The organism is Faecousia sp. (genome assembly GCF_048519415.1).
Lineage (GTDB): Bacteria > Bacillota > Clostridia > Oscillospirales > Oscillospiraceae > JAZOXB01.
Genome location: NZ_DBFZUT010000048.1, coordinates 20,975 through 41,013, shown reverse-complemented (window position 1 = coordinate 41,013; position 20,039 = coordinate 20,975). Strand labels below are relative to the sequence as shown.

The window sequence follows — 20,039 nt, the reverse complement described above, 5'->3', positions numbered from 1 at the left end:
TGCTCGTGCTGCTCGGCATTGCGACCTTTATCTGGCCGGAGGCGGCGCTCGAGAGCTTTGTGATGGTCTATGGCGTACTTGCCGTGGCCACGGGAATCATGGACATTGCGTTTTATGCGCGCGTGGAGCGCCATACGGGCTTCGGCCCGATGACGGCGCTTGTCAGTGGTATTCTGAGCGTGATGTGCGGCTTCATGCTGCTGGTCTATCCCTCTGCCGGGCAGTGGGCCATGACCCTGCTGTTCCCGTTGTGGTTCCTGACGCACTGCATCTCCAACCTGACGCATCTGAACTGGGTGCGCCTGACGGCGGGCCGCGCGAGCTATGCAATTTCACTCATTCTGAATATCCTCGGCATCGTGCTGGCAACGCTCATGCTGCTGCACCCCGTGCTGTCGGCCGTTTCCATGAGCCTGACGATCGGCTTCTATCTCATCCTGCTGGGCGTGGACGGTATCGTGCTGGCGCTCAGCGGTATGGGCAGATAATTTCTGGAAGGAAATCCTGTTATGCTTAGACTACTCAAACAAATGAAGGCGAAACAGTGGATCATGGCGCTGCTGTGCGTTGCACTTATTCTGGGCCAGATCTACTTTGACCTCCGCCTGCCGGATTATATGAGCGATCTGACCGTGCAGATCAAAACGCCGGGCAGTACCGTTTCGGACGTGCTGCACACCGGCCTTGAGATGCTGGCCTGCACGCTCATCAGCGCGGTAATGGCCATCCTCTGCGGCTATCTCAATGCACAGGTCGCGGCAGGCTTCAGCTATCACATCCGCGAAAGCGTGTTCCAGAAGGTTGCGGACTTCGGTCAGAAGGAGATGCTGGAATTCTCCGTGCCGAGCCTCATCAACCGCACGACGAATGATATCACGCAGATCCAGATGTTCGTTGCCATGGGCATGCAGACCATGATCAAGGCCCCTGTCATGGCCGTGTGGGCGGTCATCAAGATCGTCAACAAGAGCTGGACACTGTCTGTGATCACGGCGGGCTTTGTCGTGGCGCTGCTGGCCCTGATGCTCATCGTGGTCCTCGTCATTCTGCCGCGGGTCAAGCGCGTGCAGAAGCTGACGGATAACATCAACCTCATTTCCCGGGAAAACCTGACCGGCATCAGCGTGGTCCATGCCTACAATGCCGAGGAATACCAGGAGGACAAGTTCGAGAAGGCCAACGATGTTCTCATGCGCACGCAGCTGTTCAACCAGCGCGCCATGGCGCTGCTGATGCCGGCGGTCGGCCTTGCCATGAACGCCCTGTCGCTGACGATCTACTGGGTCGGCGCGGCCATCGTGAACCGCGTATCTGCAACGGACCTTGCCGGGCGCATTTCGACGTTCGGCGACATCGTGGTGTTCGGCACCTATGCGACGTATATCATCATGTCGCTTATGATGCTCGTCATGATCCTCGTTCTGCTGCCGATGGCGCAGGTCTCTGCCGTCCGCATCAACGAGGTGCTCGATGCGCCGATCTCCCTGCATGAGGGAAAAACGACCGAAGCGCCGGAGCAGGGGACCGTGGAATTCCGCGATGTCTCGTTCCGCTATCCGTCGTCGTCCGGCGACGTGCTCGAGCATGTGAGCTTCCGCGCAAACAAGGGCGAGACCGTCGCCTTCATCGGCGCGACCGGCAGCGGTAAAACGACGCTTGTCAGCCTTGCGGCCCGCTTCTATGACGCAACGGAGGGCCAGGTGCTCATCGACGGGCAGGATGTCCGCAGCTACAGCTTCGATGCGCTCTACGACCGCATCGGTTATGTGACGCAGCGGGCCATTGTGTTTGCGGGCGACGTGCGCAGCAATGTGCTGTTCGGCGAAAGCGGCGCCCCGCAGGACGACGAGTCCGTGCAGCGCGCGCTCTCGCTGGCGCAGGCCACGGAATTTGTGGACAAGCTGCCCGGCAAGCTCGATGCGCCGATCGCACAGGCGGGCGCAAACGTCTCCGGCGGCCAGAAGCAGCGCCTTTCCATCGCGCGCGCACTGGCCCGCAAGCCGGAGATCCTCATCTTTGATGATTCGTTCTCCGCGCTGGATTACCGCACCGATGCCAGCCTCCGCGCCGGTCTGGCGCGCGAGCTGAGCGACACGACCTGCCTGATCGTGGCGCAGCGCATCGGCACGATCCGTCATGCCGACCGCATCGTCGTGCTGGACGAGGGCCGTGTGGCCGGGATCGGCACGCACGACGAGCTGATGAAGAACTGCAGCGTTTACCGCGAGATCGCCATGTCGCAGCTCTCTGCGGCAGAGCTGGAAAAGGAGGGAGTCTGATGGCAATGGGACCGATGGGCGGGCGCGGCATGCGCCCTGCTGAGAAGAGCAAGCGCGGCCTGCGCGGCGTGCAGCGTGAGCTGTTCTCTTATTCCGAAAAGATCAGGCTCCCGATGCTGATTGCGCTGGTGCTCGCGGCCGCGGGCGCGGTGCTGACGATCCTCGGGCCGAATCAGCTCAGCAAGATCACAAATCTGATCTCCGATTCTCTGATGGGGGAGATCGACCTTGCGGCCATTGGCCGCGTGGCGGGCGTGCTGCTCGGCATCTATGCGCTCAGTGCCATGCTGACCTATATCGAGCACTATATCATGGCGACCGTGACGCTCGGCCTCTCCAAGCAGATGCGCCGCGACCTGTGCGCCAAGATCAACCGCGTGCCCATGAGCTGCTTCAACCGCATTGCGCACGGCGATATCCTCAGCCGCGTGACAAACGATGTCAGCACGCTGCAGCAGGCTCTGTCCAACAGTCTGCCGTCCATGATCAGCGCCGTGGCCCAGCTTACGGGCTGCGTCATCATGATGTTCGTGACGGAGTGGCGCATGGCGCTGGCCGCCATCGCGGCGACGATGATCGGCTTTGTGTTCATGTTCATCATCATGAAGCGCTCGCAGAAATACTTTGTCGACCGGCAGGAGAGCCTCGGCACGCTGAACGGCTATATTGAAGAAATGTATTCCGGCCATGACGTCGTGCGCATTTCGCGCGCGAATGACAAGATCAAGGAGACGTTCCGCGGCATGAACCGCGCTGTCTATGAGGCGAATCGCAAGAGCCAGTTCCTTTCCGGCATCATGCAGCCGCTGATGAATGTCATCGGCAACCTCGGCTATGTCGCCGTGTGCGTGCTGGGCGCTGCACTCGTGATGAACGGCAGCATCAAGTTCGGCGTCATCACTGCCTTCATCCTCTATGTGCGCCTGTTCACCTCGCCGCTGACGACGATCGCGCAGGGCATGACGCAGCTGCAGTCCGCCGCCGCGGCGGGCGACCGCGTGTTTGATTTCCTGCAGGAGCCGGAGCTGCCGGATGAGTCGAAGAATCTGCCCGTGCCGCAGCCGGTGCGCGGTGAGATCGAGTTTGACCACGTCCGCTTCAGCTACCCCGATCACCCGGAGAAGACGATCATCCATGATTTCTCTGCCCATGTTGCGCCGGGGCAGAAGGTAGCCATCGTCGGTCCGACCGGCGCCGGAAAGACAACGATGGTCAATCTGCTCATGCGCTTCTATGATCTGGACGGAGGCGACATCCGCATCGACGGTATCTCCACAAAGGATATGAGCCGCGAGGAGGTGCACGGCCTGTTCGGCATGGTCCTGCAGGATACCTGGATGTTTGAGGGCACGGTCCGCGAGAATCTTGTCTACAACAGGACCGGCGTTTCGGACGAAACGCTGGAGCGCGCCTGCCGCGCCTGCGGTATCTATCACTTCATCGAGACGCTCCCGCACGGGTTTGACACGGTTCTCCGCGAAAACGTCGCCATTTCCGCCGGACAGAAGCAGCTGTTCACCATTGCCCGCGCCATGGTGCAGAACAGCCCGATGCTCATCCTCGATGAGGCAACGTCCTCCGTCGATACCCGCACCGAGCTTTTGACGCAGCGGGCCATGGATGCACTGACAGAGCACCGCACGAGCTTCGTCATTGCCCACCGCCTCTCGACGATCAAGAATGCGGACCTCATCCTCGTGATGAAGGACGGCGATATCATCGAGCAGGGCACGCACGAGAGCCTGCTGGCCGCAGGCGGCTTCTATGCCGATCTCTATAACAGCCAGTTCGAGCAGGCGTCCTGAACGGAACGAAAACAGAACCGCCGGAGCCGCTGCGAGGCAGCCGCTCCGGCGGTATTTACTATGGAAGTTCTGATCCAATCAGCAAGCATGGATGGCGAGAGACTATTGGCGAGGCGAGGTGTGAAAAGCACGGGAATACATTGCGCTTTTTAGGTCATTCATACCGATGGATTGACGAAAAGAGAGCCGGTATCAACTGCAGATGATCGATCCGGAGTTCCCATAAAATCCACCCACCGCCGCAGCGATCTCACACGCCGGAGGCGTATATCACACCGCGGAGCGGTATTTCCCTCACCCGCAAGGGTAGATTATACTGAAAAAGAGCACTTGCATCAGCAAGTGCTCTTTTTCCTGGCGGAGAGGGCGGGATTCGAACCCGCGAGACGCTTTTAACGCCTACACGATTTCCAGTCGTGCGCCTTCGGCCAGCTCAGCCACCTCTCCACTTTTGCGCCGATATCAGATCACTGAAATCAGCTTGCATATCATACTCGATTTTTCGCCAAAAGTCAAGTCTTTTCTGAGATTTTTTCGCGAACGCGCGGGAATCTTTGGACTACCCATTGACTTTGTGGGTAAAATATGATATCATCCTATTAACCTACCGGGATGATGGGAAATTCTTCCGGAGGCATCTTACAATTCCAACTCCGGCCCGGCCGGAGACACCATAAAGGAGAATCCACATGAACGTTTATGCTGACAATGCTGCCACCACGCGGATGAGTCAGGCCGCCGTGGATGCCATGCTGCCCTTCCTGCGCGAGAGCTATGGCAACCCCTCGAGCCTGTATACGCTGGGGCAGAAGGCTGCGGAGTCCCTGCAGGCTTCGCGCGAGACGATGGCAAAGTACCTTGGCTGCGACGCCCGTGAGATCACGTTCACGTCCGGCGGCAGCGAGGCGGACAATCAGGCCCTGCTGACGGCGGCCACGCTCGGCGCGCGCAAGGGCAAAAAGCACATCATCTCCACCGCCTTTGAGCATCATGCCATCCTGCACAGCCTGAAGCGGCTGGAAAAGCAGGGCTTTGAGGTCACGCTGCTCGATGTTCATGAAAACGGCCTCGTCACGGCCCAGCAGGTCGCGGACGCCATCCGCGAGGATACCTGCCTCGTGACGGTCATGTATGCAAACAACGAGATCGGCACGATCCAGCCGATCGCCGAGATCGGTGCGGTCTGCCGCGAGCGCGGCGTCCTGTTCCACACCGATGCGGTGCAGGCTGCCGGTCATCTGCCCATCAACGTCCGCGAGCAGAACATCGACATGCTTTCCCTTTCGGCCCACAAGTTCCACGGCCCGAAGGGCGTCGGCCTTCTGTACGCGCGCAAGGGCATTTTCCTGACGAACCTCATCGAGGGCGGCGCCCAGGAGCGCGGCAAGCGCGCCGGCACCGAGAACGTCGGCGGCATCGCCGGCATGGCTGCGGCTTTCCGCGAGGCCTGCGAGCATATGGATGAGAACATCGCCAAGGTCACGGCCCTGCGGGACAAGCTCATCGACGGCCTGTCGAAAATTCCACACTGTGCGCTCAACGGCGACCGCGAGCATCGCCTGCCCGGCAATGTGAACTTCTGCTTTGAGGGCATCGAGGGCGAGTCCATGCTCCTGCTGCTCGACGGCAAGGGCATCTGTGCCTCGTCCGGCTCTGCCTGTACGTCTGGCTCGCTTGACCCGAGCCACGTTCTGCTGGCCATCGGCCGCCCGCATGAGGTCGCGCACGGCTCGCTGCGCCTGACGCTCTGCGAGAGCAACACGGAAGCGGAGATCGACCATATTCTGGCCTGCGTGCCGGAGATCGTCGCCTATCTGCGCGGCATGTCCCCGGTCTGGCGCGATCTGGTCGAGGGCAAGAAATCGTTTATTCTCTGAGGAGGAATCAGTTATGGCACTGTATAGCGAAAAAGTGATGGACCATTTCCAGCATCCGCGCAATGTCGGCATCATCGAGAATGCCGACGGCATCGGCGAGGTCGGCAATGCCAAGTGCGGCGATATCATGAAGATCTATCTGAAGATCGATGACGACAAGATCTCCGATGTCAAGTTCGAAACCTTCGGCTGCGGCTCCGCCATCGCCTCGAGCTCCATGGCGACGGAGCTCATCAAGGGCAAGCCTCTGTCCCAGGCCCTTGAGCTGACGAACAAGGCTGTTGCCGAGGCGCTGGACGGTCTGCCCGCGTACAAGATGCACTGCTCCGTTCTGGCGGAGGAGGCCATCAAGGCAGCGGTGAAGGACTACTACGACAAGCACGGCATCGCCTATGACGAGTCCAAGTTCCCGGACTGCTCGCATTGTGACCACTGTGAAGCCTGAGAAGATCTTGATCGCGATGAGCGGCGGCGTGGATTCCAGCGTCGCCGCCCTCCTGCTATCTGAGGCAGGCTGCGAATGTGTCGGCGCGACGATGCGGCTGTTCCACAATGAGGACGCCGGGGTGTCGCGCGAAAAGAGCTGCTGCTCGCTCGAAGACGTCGAGGATGCGCGCAGCGTGGCCTATCAGCTCGGTATGCCGTTCTATGTGTTCAATTTCACGGACGGCTTCGGCGAGCAGGTGATGGACCGCTTTGTGGATGCCTATGAGCGCGGTGCGACACCGAACCCCTGCATCGACTGCAACCGCTACATGAAATTCGCCAAACTCGTCGAGCGCGCGGAGCTGCTTGGCTGTGATGCCGTCGCCACGGGGCACTATGCCCGCATCGAGCAGGAAAACGGCCGCTGGCTCCTGAAAAAGGCCGTGGACGACAGCAAGGACCAGAGCTATGTGCTGTATTTCCTGAATCAGCACCAGCTGGCGCATCTGCGCTTCCCGCTCGGCACGCTGCACAAGACCGAGGCGCGTGAGATTGCCGAGAAGCATGGCCTTGTAAACGCCAGAAAGCGCGACAGTCAGGATATCTGCTTCGTACCGGACGGCGACTATGCCCGCGTCATTGAGCTGCGCACCGGCCAAAAGGCGAAGCCCGGCCCATTCGTGGACCGGGAGGGCCATGTGCTGGGCGAGCATGCAGGCATCATCCACTATACGATCGGCCAGCGCAAGGGACTGGGCCTCGGCATCGAGCATCCGTATTATGTCTGTGAGAAGCGCCCGGAGGACAACACCGTCGTGCTCGGCCCGAATGAGGCCCTGTTCACCACGGAGCTGGATGCGGGCGATTTCAACTGGATCGCTTATGATACGCCGCCCGCCGAGCTGCACGTCAAGGCAAAAATCCGCTACCGCCAGCAGGAGCAGCCTGCGACCGTCACGCAGAATCCGGACGGCACGGTGCATGTCTCGTTCGACGAGCCGCAGCGCGCCATTGCACGCGGGCAGGCCGTTGTGCTGTATGACGGCGATACCGTCGTTGGCGGCGGAACGATCCTCTGAGGAGAAATACGCAATGATGATTTCAACAAAGGGCCGCTATGCGCTGCGCGTCATGATCGATCTGGCGGAAAGCGGGCTGGAGGAATATGTCCCCCTGAAGGAGATCGCAGACCGCGAGGAGATCTCCAGAAAATATCTGGAGAATATCATGACCGTCCTGTCGAAGGCCGGGCTCGTCGATGCTATTCACGGCAAGGGCGGCGGCTACCGGCTGAATCGCCGACCGGAGGAATACACCTTGGCCGAAATTCTGAACCTGACGGAGGGCACGCTGGCCCCTGTTTCGTGCATGGAAAACGGTCAGTGCTCCTGCGACCGCACGCAGGACTGCCGCACGAAACCGATCTGGACGGAGCTGGACAATCTCATTCAGAATTATCTGGAAAGCGTAACGCTTGCGGCGTTCCTGACACCACATTTGAGCTAAATTTTCCCGGCTGCCATCATTTGGCAGCCGGGCTGATTTTATGGGTCAGACGAGCGGGATGAGCTCGGTGCCGCCTTCCTCAATGGCATGGGTCGCGCCGCCCTGATCCGCGTCCGCGAAGAAGTACCAGCCGTTTCCGGCATAGGTGATGCTGAAAAAGCTCACGAGATAGTCGTCCGTATAGTAGGCGTTCGGATAGTATTGGCTGCTGCCGTCTGAGAACGTCCCGAAGGGATTGAAGCGGAGACAGTTGTTGAAGCAGACGATCTCGTCCCCATTTTTGCCGAAGCAATATCCAAGGCGCTGCAATTTGGCGCTGTCGAGCATGCTGTTTGTCGCGAGCTCAAGCGTCGAAAGGTCGTAGACGGAGTACTCGGCGCCGCGGTCGATGAGCTCATAGCGCGAGACGAGCAGCAGGGGCGTCCCGCTCCGGTCGTCCGTACCGGCGAGCATGGTCGTCGGATAGGTGCCGTTGCCCTCGATCGTGAGCAGCAGGCTGTCGGGATCGTCAGCCAGCGTGACCTGCAGGTCGGCGCGGCTGCCTCTGTTGTAGGTGTAGATCAGGTAATCGCCGGTCACGGCCGCTTCACGGATGTCCTTGTCGAAGACGATGCAGTTTTCCTCCTCGGGTACTGCGCCGATCTTTGCGCGGAACAGACCGTTTTCGCCGGACTTCGTGTAGTACATCCAGCCGCCGCGCAGGGCGCGGATGCCGATGGAGAGGGCAGCGCCTGTGAACGTCTGCGACTCGACCATGCCGTAGTCGGCCGCCATGCCGTCCCGGCCCTCGGCCAGATCGACATAGCACGACTGCCCGCCGCTGCTCAGGTACATCCTTCCGGCGTCCGTGATGCCAATGATGCGGACGTCGCCCCGGATCTGCGCCTCGCAGAAGAGCGTATAGTCCGTCATGTCCGTGGTCGTGCGGCAGAGATTGTCGTCCCGGTCCACATAATAGAAATAGCCGCCGTATTCCACGGCCAGCGCGTCATAGGGCGCGAGATATACTACGGTTTCCGGCCCCTCCCACACAGGCGGGTCCGTCTCCACGGGCGCCGGGTCGGAGGACTCCTCTTCGCCGGCCCAGTCTTGCTCACCGGTGTCTTCTGCATTTTCCATGTTCTGCGTGTCTTCGGTGTCCGTTTGCGATCCTGTGGCCGCAGGCTCCGTGGTGTGGGGTTTGTCGCCCCCACTGACGATCGGGGCAGGTATGCTGCAGCCGAAAAGTCCGGCTGCAAGGGCGAGGGCCAGCAGCAGAGCGGCTGCTGTGCGGATGCATTTTCTCATGATTTTCTTTCTCCTCGTTCTGATTTGCGGGATACCGCGGCTATGATTATAGCGGAAAACAGGAGAAAGAAGAAAGTACAGGCGCATCATCCGCGCTTTTTCCGGCATAAACAACAAACGGGCCGACGAATGAATCGTCCGCCCGCCTGATCCGGAGATGGCACGCCGGAAGGGACTCGAACCCCCAACCCTCAGAACCGGAATCTGATGCTCTATCCATTGAGCCACCGGCGCATTTGCATCCATTATTATAGCAGATAGTTTGGACAAAGTAAAGAAGAAAAATGGGAAAACTCGCCGGGCAGGGGAGAGAACATCCGTCAAAATTCCGTGGTATATATTGTTTTTCGCCGTTCCGCGTGCTATAATGAGAAAAAACTCCCGAATCGGGAGAGAATCGGGAGGAATGGCAATGGCAGCGACGACGGATAGCTTCCGCAGCTCCCTGCACGGCTTCAACCGCATGGATGTGGTGCAGTTCATTCAGAAGACGACGAGCGAGCACGAGCTGGAGCTGCGCCGCCTGGCGGAGGAGCGCACCCGCCAGCAGGAGGAGCTGGAGCAGCAGAAGAAGGAACTTGCCGCTCGGCAGGAGGAGTCGGAGCGGCAGAAGCAGGAGCTTTCGCAGCTTCGCGCCGAGCTTGCCGAGCTGCGTGAGCAGAACGCTGCGCTCCGGCAGGCGCAGGAGCCCGCAGAGCAGCCTGCAGCGGCCGTTCAGAAGCCGCGCTATGATGAGATGGAGCTGACGGCTTACCGCCGTGCTGAGCAGACAGAGCGCATGGCGCGCGAGCGTGCCGCGGCGTCTGCCGTCCGGATGCGCAGCGCGTTCGAGCAGGCCGAGGAAAAGCTCAAGGCCAGACGGCAGGACATTACAGGCCTGTCCGATCGGTTCCACGCGGATTATGACCGTCTGAAGCAGGCGCTTGACGGCGTGCAGGACGTGTTCCGTGAGTCCACGGAGCGGCTTCATGCGGCAGCGGAGCTCTGCTCGGAGAAAAAGCCGGAAGAAAAATAAAAGATCGAAATGAAAATCACGCAGGCTGACAATCGGCCTGCGTGATTTGCTGTTTCAGAAGGAACTTCAGCAGCCGAACAGGGCTGCGGCATTTTCCATCCGCTCCGCAATGGGCACGCCGAACGGGCAGCGGGACTCACAGGAGCGGCAGCCGATGCAGGCCGAGGCGGTGTGCTCCAGCGCCTCGTAGTGCGAGCGCACGGTGGCGGGGACCTCCGGCTGCATGGTGGCGAGATCATAGAATTTGTTGATCATGCCGATGTCAAGGCCGGCAGGGCAGGGCTTGCAGTGCCCGCAGTAGGTGCACTGGCCACGATAGGCGTGGAGCGGCGCGTTGGCGATGACCGAAGCGAAGTCCTTTTCCTCGTGCGAGGCGTTCTCGTAGGCAACGGCCTGATCGACCTGTTCCTTCGTGTCATAGCCGCATAGGACCGAGCTGACGGCGGGGCGGGTCAGGGCATAGTGGATGCACTGCACCGGCGTCAGGCTTACGCCGAACGGGGAGCGCTTCGCGTCGAATAGCCTGCCTCCGGCGAAGGGCTTCATCACCGTGATGCCGACGTCGTGCTGCTCGCAGATGCTGTAGAGCGCTGCGTGCTCGGGATCGATTCCCTTGAGCTCTGCGCTGAATTCCTCCGCGAACATCGCGTCGATATCCTCGCTTGCGGGCAGCATATCGAAGGCGGGGTTGATGCTGAACAGGATCATCTCGACATAACCGGACTCCGCAGCCAGCTTTGCGACCTTCGGGTTATGGGAGCTGATGCCAATATGGCGGATGACACCGGCCTTTTTGAGGCCCATGATGTAATCCAGATAATCCGAGTGCTGGATCTGCGCCCAATCCTGCTCGGAGTCCACATAGTGGATCATGCCGAGATCGATGTAGTCCGTCTGCAGGCGCTGCAGAAGGTCTTCGAACGCCGGGCGCACGTATTGTATGTCTCGGCTTCGGAAATATTGGCCGTCCTTCCAGGTGGAGCCAATGTGGCCCTGGATATACCAGTGGCTGCGGTTGTCCCGGATGCCTTTGCCGATGATGTCCCGGGATGTCGGGTCTGCCATCCAGCAGTCGAGAATGTTGATCCCCTGTGCGGCTGCGTGGTGGATCAGCTCAATGCTCTCTGCCTCGGGGTGCCGCTCCAGCCATTCTCCGCCGAAACCGATCTCGCTGACTTTCAGCCCGGTCTTTCCCAATCTTCTGTACCTCATGATGGTTGCTCCTCCTACTATATTTGCTTCATTATACCATGGGAAATGCGTGGTATCAACTGTAAAAAAACCTGCGCAGGAGCTTGTCCTGCGCAGGGGAGTATGTTCTGCTTTATCCGACGATGCGGCGGGCGCCGATGTACCGGGCTGCGTACCAGCTTTCCGAGAGGCTCGAGATCTTGACGCCGGAGCGGGAATTGGCCGCGTGGACGAATTCGCCGCCGCCGATGTACATGCCGACATGGGAAGCGGACGAGCCGCTGCCGAAGAAGACAAGATCACCGGGCATCAGGCTGTCATAGGAGACGTAGTAGCCGTTTGCGAGCTGCGCGGTCGCGGTGCGGTTGATGCTGTAGCCGAACTGACGGTAGATGTACTGCACAAAGCCGGAGCAGTCAAAGCCGGAGGGAGAAGTGCCGCCGTAGACATAAGGATAACCGACGTACTGCATGCCAAAGACTGCAATCTGCTGGCCGAGAGACGTGCTGCTCGAGGAGCTGCTGCCCGAGGAATAGGAATTGTCGTAGCCGGTGGCGGAGGAGTAGCTCGAGCCGCTGCTTGAAGAACCGCTGTTGCAGTAGGGCTTTTCCAGCAGGGTGACGAGGTCGCTGCGGATGTAGCCGATCTGGCCGTTGTACTTCACCTTGTACCAGCCGCAGTTGAAGCCGAAGATGAAGACCTTCGCGCCGCTGCCTGCCTGATCAACAAGACCGGAGGAAGTGGACGGGCCGCTGCGGATATTGGCGAGATAGGGATCGACGGAGCCGTAACCCAGCTCGATATTCTCGCGCTCCTTGAAGGTGATATAGTCGGAATGCATGTAGCCGATCTTCAGGTTGTAGTTGACCAGATACCAGTTTCCGACCTGACGGATGACGACGACGTTGTCCCCGTTATGCGCCGTGGAGAGCACATCGGAGCTCGTCGATGCCTGAGAGCGAAGGCGAAGGCCGCCGTTCGCTTCGACAATGCCGATACCGGTTTTGAGCTCCGTGGCGCCTGCCGTGATCGCAAGAGCCGCAACAGCGGCGACTGTGGCGGCAAGAATCAACAGGACCTTGATCATCCGTTTCATGTAAAAGTACCTCCCAAACAGAAATTGTGCTTATTTTGCGTTCAGTGCACGTTCCAGCCACACACAGCCAACATCCAAAGCCGTGTAGAAGCCGTCCTTTTCCGTCTTCTTCACCACGCGGTCGCGCGCCTTGGCGGCGGGATCCGTGCGCTGGAGCTGGACGGAGACCTTTGTTGCAAGCTCGAGATCGTCGAGCTTTTTTGTTTCGAGGATCTGCAGCATGACGATGAATTCGTCTGCCATGGAACCGTAATAAACCAGATTGTCCTTCCGCATCAGGGGGTGGCCCTTGTAGGTGAGGACTTCATTTTTTTCGGACATTCGGGAACCTCCAAATAAAATGTAACCGAATTGTAACACATAGAAACCGAATTGTCAATAGCAAATTCGGAATTTCTGCCGATTTGTAATCTTTGCGGCGGAAAGCGTTACAATGGTCCGGGGACGCGGTGCGGGAACTGTCGGATGTTTTTTGCTTGGGAGGGCAGAAAAAGAGGGGAGGCCTCTACTTGCCGCAGAAGCCTCCCCAAGCGGGGAACTAATCAAACAGGTAGTGCCGGACAAGCTCCTGAAGAAGCTCGTCGCGATCGAGCTTGCAGATGAGGCTGCGAGCGTTATTGTGGTTGGTGATGTAGGTCGGATCCTCGGAAAGAAGGTAGCCCACGATCTGATTGATCGGATTATAGCCCTTTTCCGTGAGGGAGCGATAGACCTCCGTGAGGATCTGCTTCATCTCCGCACTGTTGTCGACCGGCACGCTGAATTTGATCGTGTTATGATCCAATTACGTCCGCCTCCTTTCTTCCTTTCCTCTATCATATCCGAAATTCGGGATAAAGTAAAGGAAAAATGCGTAAACAAATTGGAAACAAAACGGTGCTCAGCGGAGCTTGGCGTTCAGCTCTTTTTCCAGAGCGGCCAGAACGGCGGACACGACGCCGTCGGAATCGGCATCCGTCAGCGTGCGGTCGTCTGCACGGAGCGTCAGGCGGAAGGCCGCGCTCTTCGAGCCGGAAGCGATGCCCTTGCCGCGGTAGATATCGAACAGCTCCACGCTGCGCAGCAGCTTGCCGCCTGCGGCGCGGATGCAGTCGGACAGGGCGGCGACCGTTACGGCCTCGTCGCAGACGACGGCGATGTCGCGGGTGACGGCCGGGTACTTTGGCAGCGGCGTATAGGTCTTTTCCGGCAGCTGCAGGGACAGCAGGGCCGTGAAGTTCAGCTCTGCGGCGAAAATCTCGCCGTCAATGCCGTAGCTGCGGGCCACGAGCGGATGGATCTGGCCGAAGCAGCCGAGGTCGACGCCGCCCACGCTGACGCGGGCGCAGCGGCCGGGATGGAACGTCGGATCGTGCTTCTCGGCGGTATAGCGGGCCTCGGGGACGTTCATGCCGCGCAGGAAGGCCTCGATCTCGCCCTTCATCTTGAAGAAGTCCTCGTGCTCGCCGTAGGTGCCGAGCACCAGATGCTTCGGCTCGTCCGGCAGGGTCTGGCCGGGCTTCGGCAGGTAGACCTTCGCCAGCTCATAGAGCTTGACGGCATCGTTGTGATAGGCGTTGTTGCGCGCCAAAATGGCGAGCATGGACGGCAGTGCGACGGTGCGCATGATGGAGGCATCCTCACCGAGCGGGTTCTGGATGCGCATGGCATTGCGCAGGGAAGAGTCCTCCGGCAGGCGGATCTGATCGAAGATGGACGGGGAGACGAAGGAATACGTCAGGATCTCGCTGTAGCCGAGGCTGCGGCACAGGGAACCGGCGCGGTTCTCGAGCTTCATGGCCTCCGTATAGCCGCCCTCCGTGGCAGCGCCGCGGAACGTCGTCGTGGGGATGTTGTTGTAGCCGAACAGGCGGCCGACCTCCTCGGCGATGTCCGCCATGCCGACCAGATCGGGACGCCACGACGGCACGCGGATCTCATGGCCCTCGACGGGGATCTCCAGACGGCGCAGATATTCGACCATGTCGGCCTCGGAGATGTCCGTGCCGAGCAGGGCATTGATGCGGTCCGGCTCCAGCTCGATGGTGCGCGGCTCGGGGATGTCGTTGAGCACGTCGATGACGCCGTCCATGACCTCACCGGCGCCCAGCAGCTCGACGAGCTCGCAGGCGCGGTCCACGGCGGGGAGCGTCAGCAGCGGATCGATGTTCTTTTCAAACTTGCCGGAGGCCTCCGTGCGCATACCGAGCGCAAGGGCAGTCTGGCGGATGGACGTGCCGTTGAAGTTTGCGGATTCAAAGACGACATCGACTGTGTCGTCCATGATCTCGCTGTTCTCGCCGCCCATGATGCCGGCAAGACCGATGGGCTTCGTCTCGTCGGCGATAACGAGCATGCCGGGCGTCAGGGTGCGGACATTGCCGTCGAGCGTCGTCAGGACCTCGCCCGGTTCGCTGCGGCGGACGATGATCTTGCCGGAGCCGACATAGCGGTAGTCAAAGGCATGCATCGGCTGGCCGTATTCCAGCATGACATAGTTCGTGATATCGACGATGTTGTTGATGGGGCGGACGCCGTTGGCGCGCAGGCGCTGGCGCAGCCACTTCGGCGACGGGGCGATCTTCACATTGCGTACCATGCGCGCGGTGTAGCGGCGGCACAGGTCCTCTGCGGGGACCTCGACTTCCAGCAGCTCGGACAGCTCGCCTGCCGCGCCGCCGCGCACGACCGGGTCGTGATGGCGCATCGGCTTGTTGAAGGCGGCAGCGGCCTCGCGGGCCAGACCGAGGATGGAATAGCAGTCCGGGCGGTTGTTCGTGATCTCAAAGTCCACAACGGTGTCGTCGTTGCCGATGACGGTGTTGATGTCGTCGCCGGGCTTGCAGTCCTCCTGCAGGATCCAGATGCCGTCCTCAATGGCATAGGGGAAGTCGTTGAGCGTCAGGCCGAGCTCCTTCAGGGAGCAGAGCATGCCGTTCGATACCTCGCCGCGCAGCTTGCCCTTTGTGATGTGCACGCCGCCGGGCAGCCAGGAATTGTGCTGGGCCACGGGGACAAGGTCGCCCTCGTGCACGTTCTGCGCGCCGGTGACGATCTGCACGGGCTCGCCCGCGCCGACGTCGATCTGGCAGACCCACATGTGGTCGGAGTTCGTATGGCGCGTGATGGACACGACGCGGCCGACAACGACATTGCGCAGCTCGGCATCGAGCCGCTCATAGGTCTCGACCTTCTGACCGGCGATGGTCATGGTCTCGACAAACTCCCGATCCGGCACGCCGGAGAGATCCACGAATTCTTCGTTGAGCCATTTTCTGTTCAGTTTCATTGCTCTACCTCCTCAGAACTGCGAAAGGAACCGCACGTCGTTGTCAAAGATCAGGCGCAGGTCGTTGATGCGCAGACGGCCCATGGCCATGCGCTCCAGACCGATGCCGAAGGCAAAGCCGGAGTACTTCTTCGGGTCAATGCCGCAGCCCTCGAGCACCTTCGGGTGCACCATACCGGCGCCCAGCAGCTCGATCCAGCCCTCGCCATGGCAGGTGGAGCAGACCTGACCGGCCGTCTCGCCCGTGCCGTGGCACTTGAAGCACTGCATGTCGACCTCGCAGCTTGGCTCCGTGAACGGGAAATGATGCGGGCGGAAGCGCACGACGGCGTCCTCGCCGTACAGGCGCTTGATGAGCGTCTCCAGCGCGCCCTTCAGGTCGCCCATCGTGATGCCCTCGTCGACGACGAGGCCCTCGATCTGATGGAACATCGGGGAGTGCGTGGCGTCGGCCTCGTCCTTGCGGAACACGCGGCCGGGGGCCAGCATGCGGATGGGCGGCTTCTGCTGCTCCATCACGCGGATCTGCATGGGGCTGGTCTGCGTGCGCAGCAGGACGGAATCGTCGTCGTCAAAATAGAAGGTGTCGGAGCGGTCGCGGGAGGGATGGCCCTCTTCGATGTTCAGCTTCGTGAAGTTGTAGGCGGCCTCCTCGATCTCCGGGCCGTCGACGATCTGATAGCCCATGCCGATGAAGATCTCCTTGACCTCCTGCAGCACGCGGTTCATCGGGTGCTGGTGGCCCATCTCCACGGGTTTGCCGGGGATGGTGACATCCACGGCCTCGGCCTCGAGCTTTGACTCGAGCGCAGCGGCATCCAGCGCGGTGCGGCGCTTCTCCAGCGCATCCTCGAGCTTGGCACGGACAGCGTTTGCCATCTGGCCCATGACGGGACGTTCCTCGGCAGACAGCTTGCCCATCTGCTTCAGGACGGCAGTCAGCTCGCCCTTTTTGCCAAGCACGCGCACGCGCACGGCATCCAGCGCGGACATATCTGCCGCCGCTGCGAGGTCAGCCAGTGCTTTCGCCTTGATCTGTTCCAGTTGTTCTTTCATGTTGGCTCTCCTTTTTGCAAAGAAATGTTGCAGGGAAAAGAAAAAGTCCTCCGTCCGAAAGGGGACGAAAGACAGAACTTCCGCGGTACCACCCGCCATTCGCCGCTGACACGGCGCACTCAAACCGATAACGGAGCGACCCGTCCGGGCCTAATTGCCGCGGAGCACATGCTCCGCAGGGCGTTCAGCCGGAAGCTCACGGGGGAAGGCCTGCACTGCCTGCGGGGAGTGCTCACAGCAACGCACCCTCTCTGAGCCCACATTCTGCAGCCGGCGGCCCGATCACAGCTTTTCTTCTGTATCGCCAAAATTTTAACATATTTCTTCAAAGGTTGCAAGGGAAATCCGCCGGGGATTTGACTATTTTTTTGCGGTACATTATAATCATATCGAAAAAGGCCGCATTGCGGCAGATGGGGGAAAGAAAAATGGCGGATATTTCGTTCATGGACGCGGAGCGGCTCTGCGGCTGGCTCCCGCGGCGGGCGCGCGAGACGCACAAGGGCGATTTCGGCCGCATCCTGCTGCTGTGCGGGGCCGTCGGCTATACGGGCGCTCCGGCACTGGCTGCCATGGCGGCGGCGCGGTCCGGCGCGGGGCTGATCTTCGTCGGCGTGCCGGAGCCGGTGTATCCCATCGTGGCGGGAAAGCTGCTCGAGCCGATGGTGTTCCCGCTACCCGCGCAGGGCGGCATGCTGGCAGAGAGCGCCGTTCCGGAAATTCTGGCGCGGCTTTCCGGCTGCGATGCCTGTCTGATTGGCTGCGGACTGGGCAGAAGCGCCGGGACGTTTGCCGCCGTGCAGGCTGTGCTTGCCAATGCATCCTGCCCTGTTGTGGTGGATGCCGATGGCATAAACGTGCTCGAGGGGCATATAGATGTACTGCGCGGCGCGGCCTGTCCCGTGGTGCTCACGCCGCACGACGGCGAATACCGCCGCCTGATGGGCAGGCTGCCGGGGGAGGACCGCGTGGGCGCGGCTGCGGCGCTTGCGGAGAAGACCGGCGCGACGGTGCTGCTCAAGGGACACCGGACTGCCATCTGCGGCGCGGACGAGCGCTGGGAGAACCGCTGCGGCAATCCGGGCCTTGCTACGGGCGGGAGCGGCGACGTGCTGGCGGGCATTCTCGTCTCACTGCTGGGGCAGGGCCTGCCGCCCGTGCATGCAGCGGCTGCGGCTGCGTGGCTCCACGGAACGGCGGCCGACCGCTGCGCCGCCCGGATGGGGGAGTACGGCCTGCTGCCCTCGGACGTTGCGGCGGAGCTGCCATATTTATTGCCATAGGAGGGGATGCGCGTGCGGCGAGGCTGCGCCGTACTGATGATGTGCCTCTGCCTGCTGCTCGGCGGCTGCGGAGGAAGAAGCCAGGGCGTTTCGCCCGCCATTGCGTTCCGCGCCTCGCTGGTGCAGGCCGGGGGATGCAGCTTCCGCGCGGAGCTGACGGCAGATTACGGAGACTATGTCGTCCCGTTTGCGCTCGACTGCGAGACGGAGGTGAACGGCCCGACGCATTTCACCGTCGCCGCGCCGGAGACGCTGGCCGGAATCACTGCAGCGGTGGACGAGACCGGCGGAACCGTCACCTATGATGGCCTGATGATGGACTTCGGCCTGTTGGCAAACGGAAGGCTCGCTCCGGCGGCCGGTCCGGCCGTCGTGGCATATTGCTGGTCCTCCGCCTATCTCGCCGCGGGCGGTGAGGAGGACGGCCGGTTCCGCGCGACCTATGAGAAGGATTATGAAGAAAAAATGCTCAAGGTGGACACCTGGTTTGAAAATGGCATACCAATTTATGCGGAAGTATGCTATAATGGTCAGCGTATTCTGAATTTGACGATATCAGAGTTCAGTCTGAAATAACGGAAGTAAATTTACATGGATTATTTAAAGAGAACCTGGGCGGATATTTCGCTCGACAACCTGAATCATAACTACCAGCAGCTCCGGGCGAAGATCCCGTCCGGCTGCCGCCTTCTCGGCGTGGTCAAGGCTGATGCCTACGGCCACGGTGCCGTGCCCATCAGCCGCCATCTGTGTGAGCTGGGCGCGGAGTTCCTTGCCGTCTCCAATCTGGAGGAGGCCATGCAGCTCCGCCGCGGCGGCATCCGCCGTCCCATCCTGATTTTGGGCTATACGCCGCCTGCCTATGCGCGCGATCTGGTCGCCATGGGACTGCGGCAGGAGGTCCACAGCCTCGAGTATGCCCGCGCGCTGCACGAGGAGCTCAAGGGCTCAGAGCGCCGCCTCAAGGTCCACATCAAGCTGGATACGGGCATGTCGCGCCTCGGCTTCTTTGCCTATGACCACCCGAAGACGGTCGAGGAGCTGAAGGAAGTTGCGCAGATGCCCAAGCTTCTCATCGAGGGAATTTTCATGCATTTCCCGGTCGCGGATTCCATCGACGGAGCCGACGCGAATTTTACGCATACGCAGTTCGAGCGCTTCACGCAGATGCTGAGCGCCCTCAAGGGCGTGGGCATCGAGCCGGAGATCCGCCACTGCTGCAACAGCGGTGCTACCATTCTCTATCCCGAGTATGCGCTCGATATGGTCCGCCCCGGCATCGCGACCTACGGTGTGCTCCCGTCGGAGGACCTGCGCGGCATGATCGATCTGCGGCCCGTGATGTCCCTGCGCTCCACGATCTTCCAGATCCGCGATTTTGAGCCGAATATCACGATCAGCTATGGCCGCACCTACACGACGGAGGACCCGGCCCGCATCGCCGTCGTCGGCATCGGCTATGCAGACGGTTTCCCGCGCAGCCTCTCGAGCAACGTGTCGTTCCTGCTGCATGGCAGGCGCGTGCCGCAGGTCGGCCGCATCTGCATGGACATGTGCATGGTCGATATCACGCGCGTGCCGGAGGCAAAGGTCGGCGACGTCGTCACGGTCTTCGGCGAGGATGGCGGCGACAGCATCGAGCTGACGAGCCTTGCCAACCGCCTCGGGACCATCCCGTATGAGCTGATGTGCGGCATCAACAAGCGTATTCCTCGCATCTATCTCAACGGCGAGGACGAGACCGAGGTCCTGCAGTATATTGTCTGATTCTGACCTGCGGCGAACCGGGTGTTCGCCGCAGGAAAATTTTACACAAATCCATCTTGACAATACCCGATGTCTCCGGTAAAATACACTAGGATATACGGGAAATGAGAACCGGATATCCGGACCGCCGCTGGGCGGATTTCTTTCCAACATGAGTTAGCACTGCCTAACCAAAACCTGCGG

At 60.7% G+C, this 20,039-nt stretch carries 18 protein-coding genes and 2 tRNA genes; 11 read left to right on the top strand and 9 right to left on the bottom strand.

The genetic code is table 11. The features are described 5' to 3' along the window. From ACMKFF_RS05325 to ACMKFF_RS05315, 3 genes are all read left to right on the top strand, one after another. On the top strand, positions 1-488 hold a 488-nt coding region (locus tag ACMKFF_RS05325), incomplete at its 5' end, for an HdeD family acid-resistance protein (RefSeq protein ID WP_419496283.1). Between the two features lie 21 nt (positions 489-509). Then, entirely contained in the window at positions 510-2,279 is a 1,770-nt protein-coding gene (locus ACMKFF_RS05320; protein WP_419496282.1) for an ABC transporter ATP-binding protein, read from the top strand. Continuing rightward, positions 2,279-4,084, top strand: a complete 1,806-nt coding sequence (locus ACMKFF_RS05315) for an ABC transporter ATP-binding protein (protein ID WP_419496281.1) — start codon at positions 2,279-2,281, stop codon at positions 4,082-4,084. The genes ACMKFF_RS05320 and ACMKFF_RS05315 overlap by 1 nt, the downstream gene beginning before the upstream one ends. A gap of 355 nt (positions 4,085-4,439) precedes the next feature. Here the strand turns inward: ACMKFF_RS05315 and ACMKFF_RS05310 are convergent. After that, a tRNA-Ser gene (locus ACMKFF_RS05310) sits at positions 4,440-4,531 on the bottom strand. Between the two features lie 242 nt (positions 4,532-4,773). Here ACMKFF_RS05310 and nifS point away from each other — a divergent pair. Genes nifS through ACMKFF_RS05290 form a run of 4 tightly spaced genes read left to right on the top strand, consistent with a single transcriptional unit; the run spans position 4,774 to position 7,893 of the window. Beyond that, the gene (nifS, locus tag ACMKFF_RS05305) at positions 4,774-5,961 is read left to right on the top strand and encodes a cysteine desulfurase NifS (protein ID WP_349135668.1); all 1,188 of its coding nucleotides are present in this window, start codon (positions 4,774-4,776) and stop codon (positions 5,959-5,961) included. A 13-nt stretch (positions 5,962-5,974) separates the two neighbouring features. Beyond that, a complete protein-coding gene (gene nifU, locus ACMKFF_RS05300; RefSeq protein WP_367926436.1) occupies positions 5,975-6,406 on the top strand; it encodes a Fe-S cluster assembly scaffold protein NifU in 432 nt (143 codons plus the stop codon). Next, positions 6,354-7,466 carry a tRNA 2-thiouridine(34) synthase MnmA gene (gene mnmA, locus ACMKFF_RS05295; protein WP_419496280.1) on the top strand — a complete coding sequence of 371 codons (1,113 nt, stop codon included), beginning with the start codon at positions 6,354-6,356 and terminating at the stop codon, positions 7,464-7,466. The genes nifU and mnmA overlap by 53 nt, the downstream gene beginning before the upstream one ends. 13 nt (positions 7,467-7,479) lie before the next feature. Next, positions 7,480-7,893, top strand: a complete 414-nt coding sequence (locus tag ACMKFF_RS05290; RefSeq protein WP_349135665.1) for an RrF2 family transcriptional regulator — start codon at positions 7,480-7,482, stop codon at positions 7,891-7,893. Between the two features lie 45 nt (positions 7,894-7,938). Here the strand turns inward: ACMKFF_RS05290 and ACMKFF_RS05285 are convergent, their stop codons facing one another. Both ACMKFF_RS05285 and ACMKFF_RS05280 read right to left on the bottom strand, forming a co-directional pair. Then, on the bottom strand, positions 7,939-9,180 hold the full coding sequence (locus tag ACMKFF_RS05285) for a hypothetical protein (protein ID WP_419496279.1): 1,242 nt from the start codon (positions 9,178-9,180) through the stop codon (positions 7,939-7,941). Positions 9,181-9,338: 158 nt separating this feature from the next. Next, positions 9,339-9,414: transfer RNA gene (locus tag ACMKFF_RS05280), tRNA-Arg, on the bottom strand. A 178-nt stretch (positions 9,415-9,592) separates the two neighbouring features. On the opposite strand from ACMKFF_RS05280, the gene ACMKFF_RS05275 reads away from it, so the two are divergent. Next, on the top strand, positions 9,593-10,195 hold the full coding sequence (locus ACMKFF_RS05275) for a hypothetical protein (protein WP_419496278.1): 603 nt from the start codon (positions 9,593-9,595) through the stop codon (positions 10,193-10,195). 66 nt (positions 10,196-10,261) lie between these two features. Here ACMKFF_RS05275 and ACMKFF_RS05270 read toward each other — a convergent pair whose 3' ends face one another. From ACMKFF_RS05270 to pheS, 6 genes are all read right to left on the bottom strand, one after another. Next, a complete protein-coding gene (locus tag ACMKFF_RS05270; RefSeq protein ID WP_419496277.1) occupies positions 10,262-11,407 on the bottom strand; it encodes an aldo/keto reductase in 1,146 nt (381 codons plus the stop codon). A 112-nt stretch (positions 11,408-11,519) separates the two neighbouring features. Next, on the bottom strand, positions 11,520-12,482 hold the full coding sequence (locus ACMKFF_RS05265) for an NlpC/P60 family protein (RefSeq protein ID WP_418468929.1): 963 nt from the start codon (positions 12,480-12,482) through the stop codon (positions 11,520-11,522). Between the two features lie 30 nt (positions 12,483-12,512). Next, positions 12,513-12,803 (bottom strand): hypothetical protein, encoded by a 291-nt coding sequence (locus ACMKFF_RS05260; protein WP_349135659.1) that lies wholly within the window; start codon positions 12,801-12,803, stop codon positions 12,513-12,515. Positions 12,804-13,020: 217 nt separating this feature from the next. After that, positions 13,021-13,266, bottom strand: coding sequence for an IreB family regulatory phosphoprotein (locus tag ACMKFF_RS05255; protein ID WP_349135658.1), 246 nt, complete (start codon positions 13,264-13,266; stop codon positions 13,021-13,023). A gap of 96 nt (positions 13,267-13,362) precedes the next feature. Then, positions 13,363-15,750, bottom strand: a complete 2,388-nt coding sequence (gene pheT / locus ACMKFF_RS05250; protein WP_419496276.1) for a phenylalanine--tRNA ligase subunit beta — start codon at positions 15,748-15,750, stop codon at positions 13,363-13,365. Positions 15,751-15,762: 12 nt separating this feature from the next. Continuing rightward, positions 15,763-16,806, bottom strand: coding sequence for a phenylalanine--tRNA ligase subunit alpha (gene pheS, locus ACMKFF_RS05245; protein ID WP_419496275.1), 1,044 nt, complete (start codon positions 16,804-16,806; stop codon positions 15,763-15,765). Between the two features lie 428 nt (positions 16,807-17,234). Between pheS and ACMKFF_RS05240 the strand changes: the two genes are divergently transcribed. The 3 genes from ACMKFF_RS05240 to alr are packed head-to-tail and all read left to right on the top strand — an operon-like array spanning position 17,235 to position 19,856. After that, a complete protein-coding gene (locus ACMKFF_RS05240; protein ID WP_419496274.1) occupies positions 17,235-18,089 on the top strand; it encodes an NAD(P)H-hydrate dehydratase in 855 nt (284 codons plus the stop codon). A 12-nt stretch (positions 18,090-18,101) separates the two neighbouring features. After that, positions 18,102-18,665, top strand: a complete 564-nt coding sequence (locus tag ACMKFF_RS05235; RefSeq protein WP_367926447.1) for a hypothetical protein — start codon at positions 18,102-18,104, stop codon at positions 18,663-18,665. A 15-nt stretch (positions 18,666-18,680) separates the two neighbouring features. Further along, positions 18,681-19,856 carry an alanine racemase gene (gene alr, locus ACMKFF_RS05230; protein ID WP_418468924.1) on the top strand — a complete coding sequence of 392 codons (1,176 nt, stop codon included), beginning with the start codon at positions 18,681-18,683 and terminating at the stop codon, positions 19,854-19,856. The last annotated feature ends 183 nt before the right edge of the window (positions 19,857-20,039 follow it).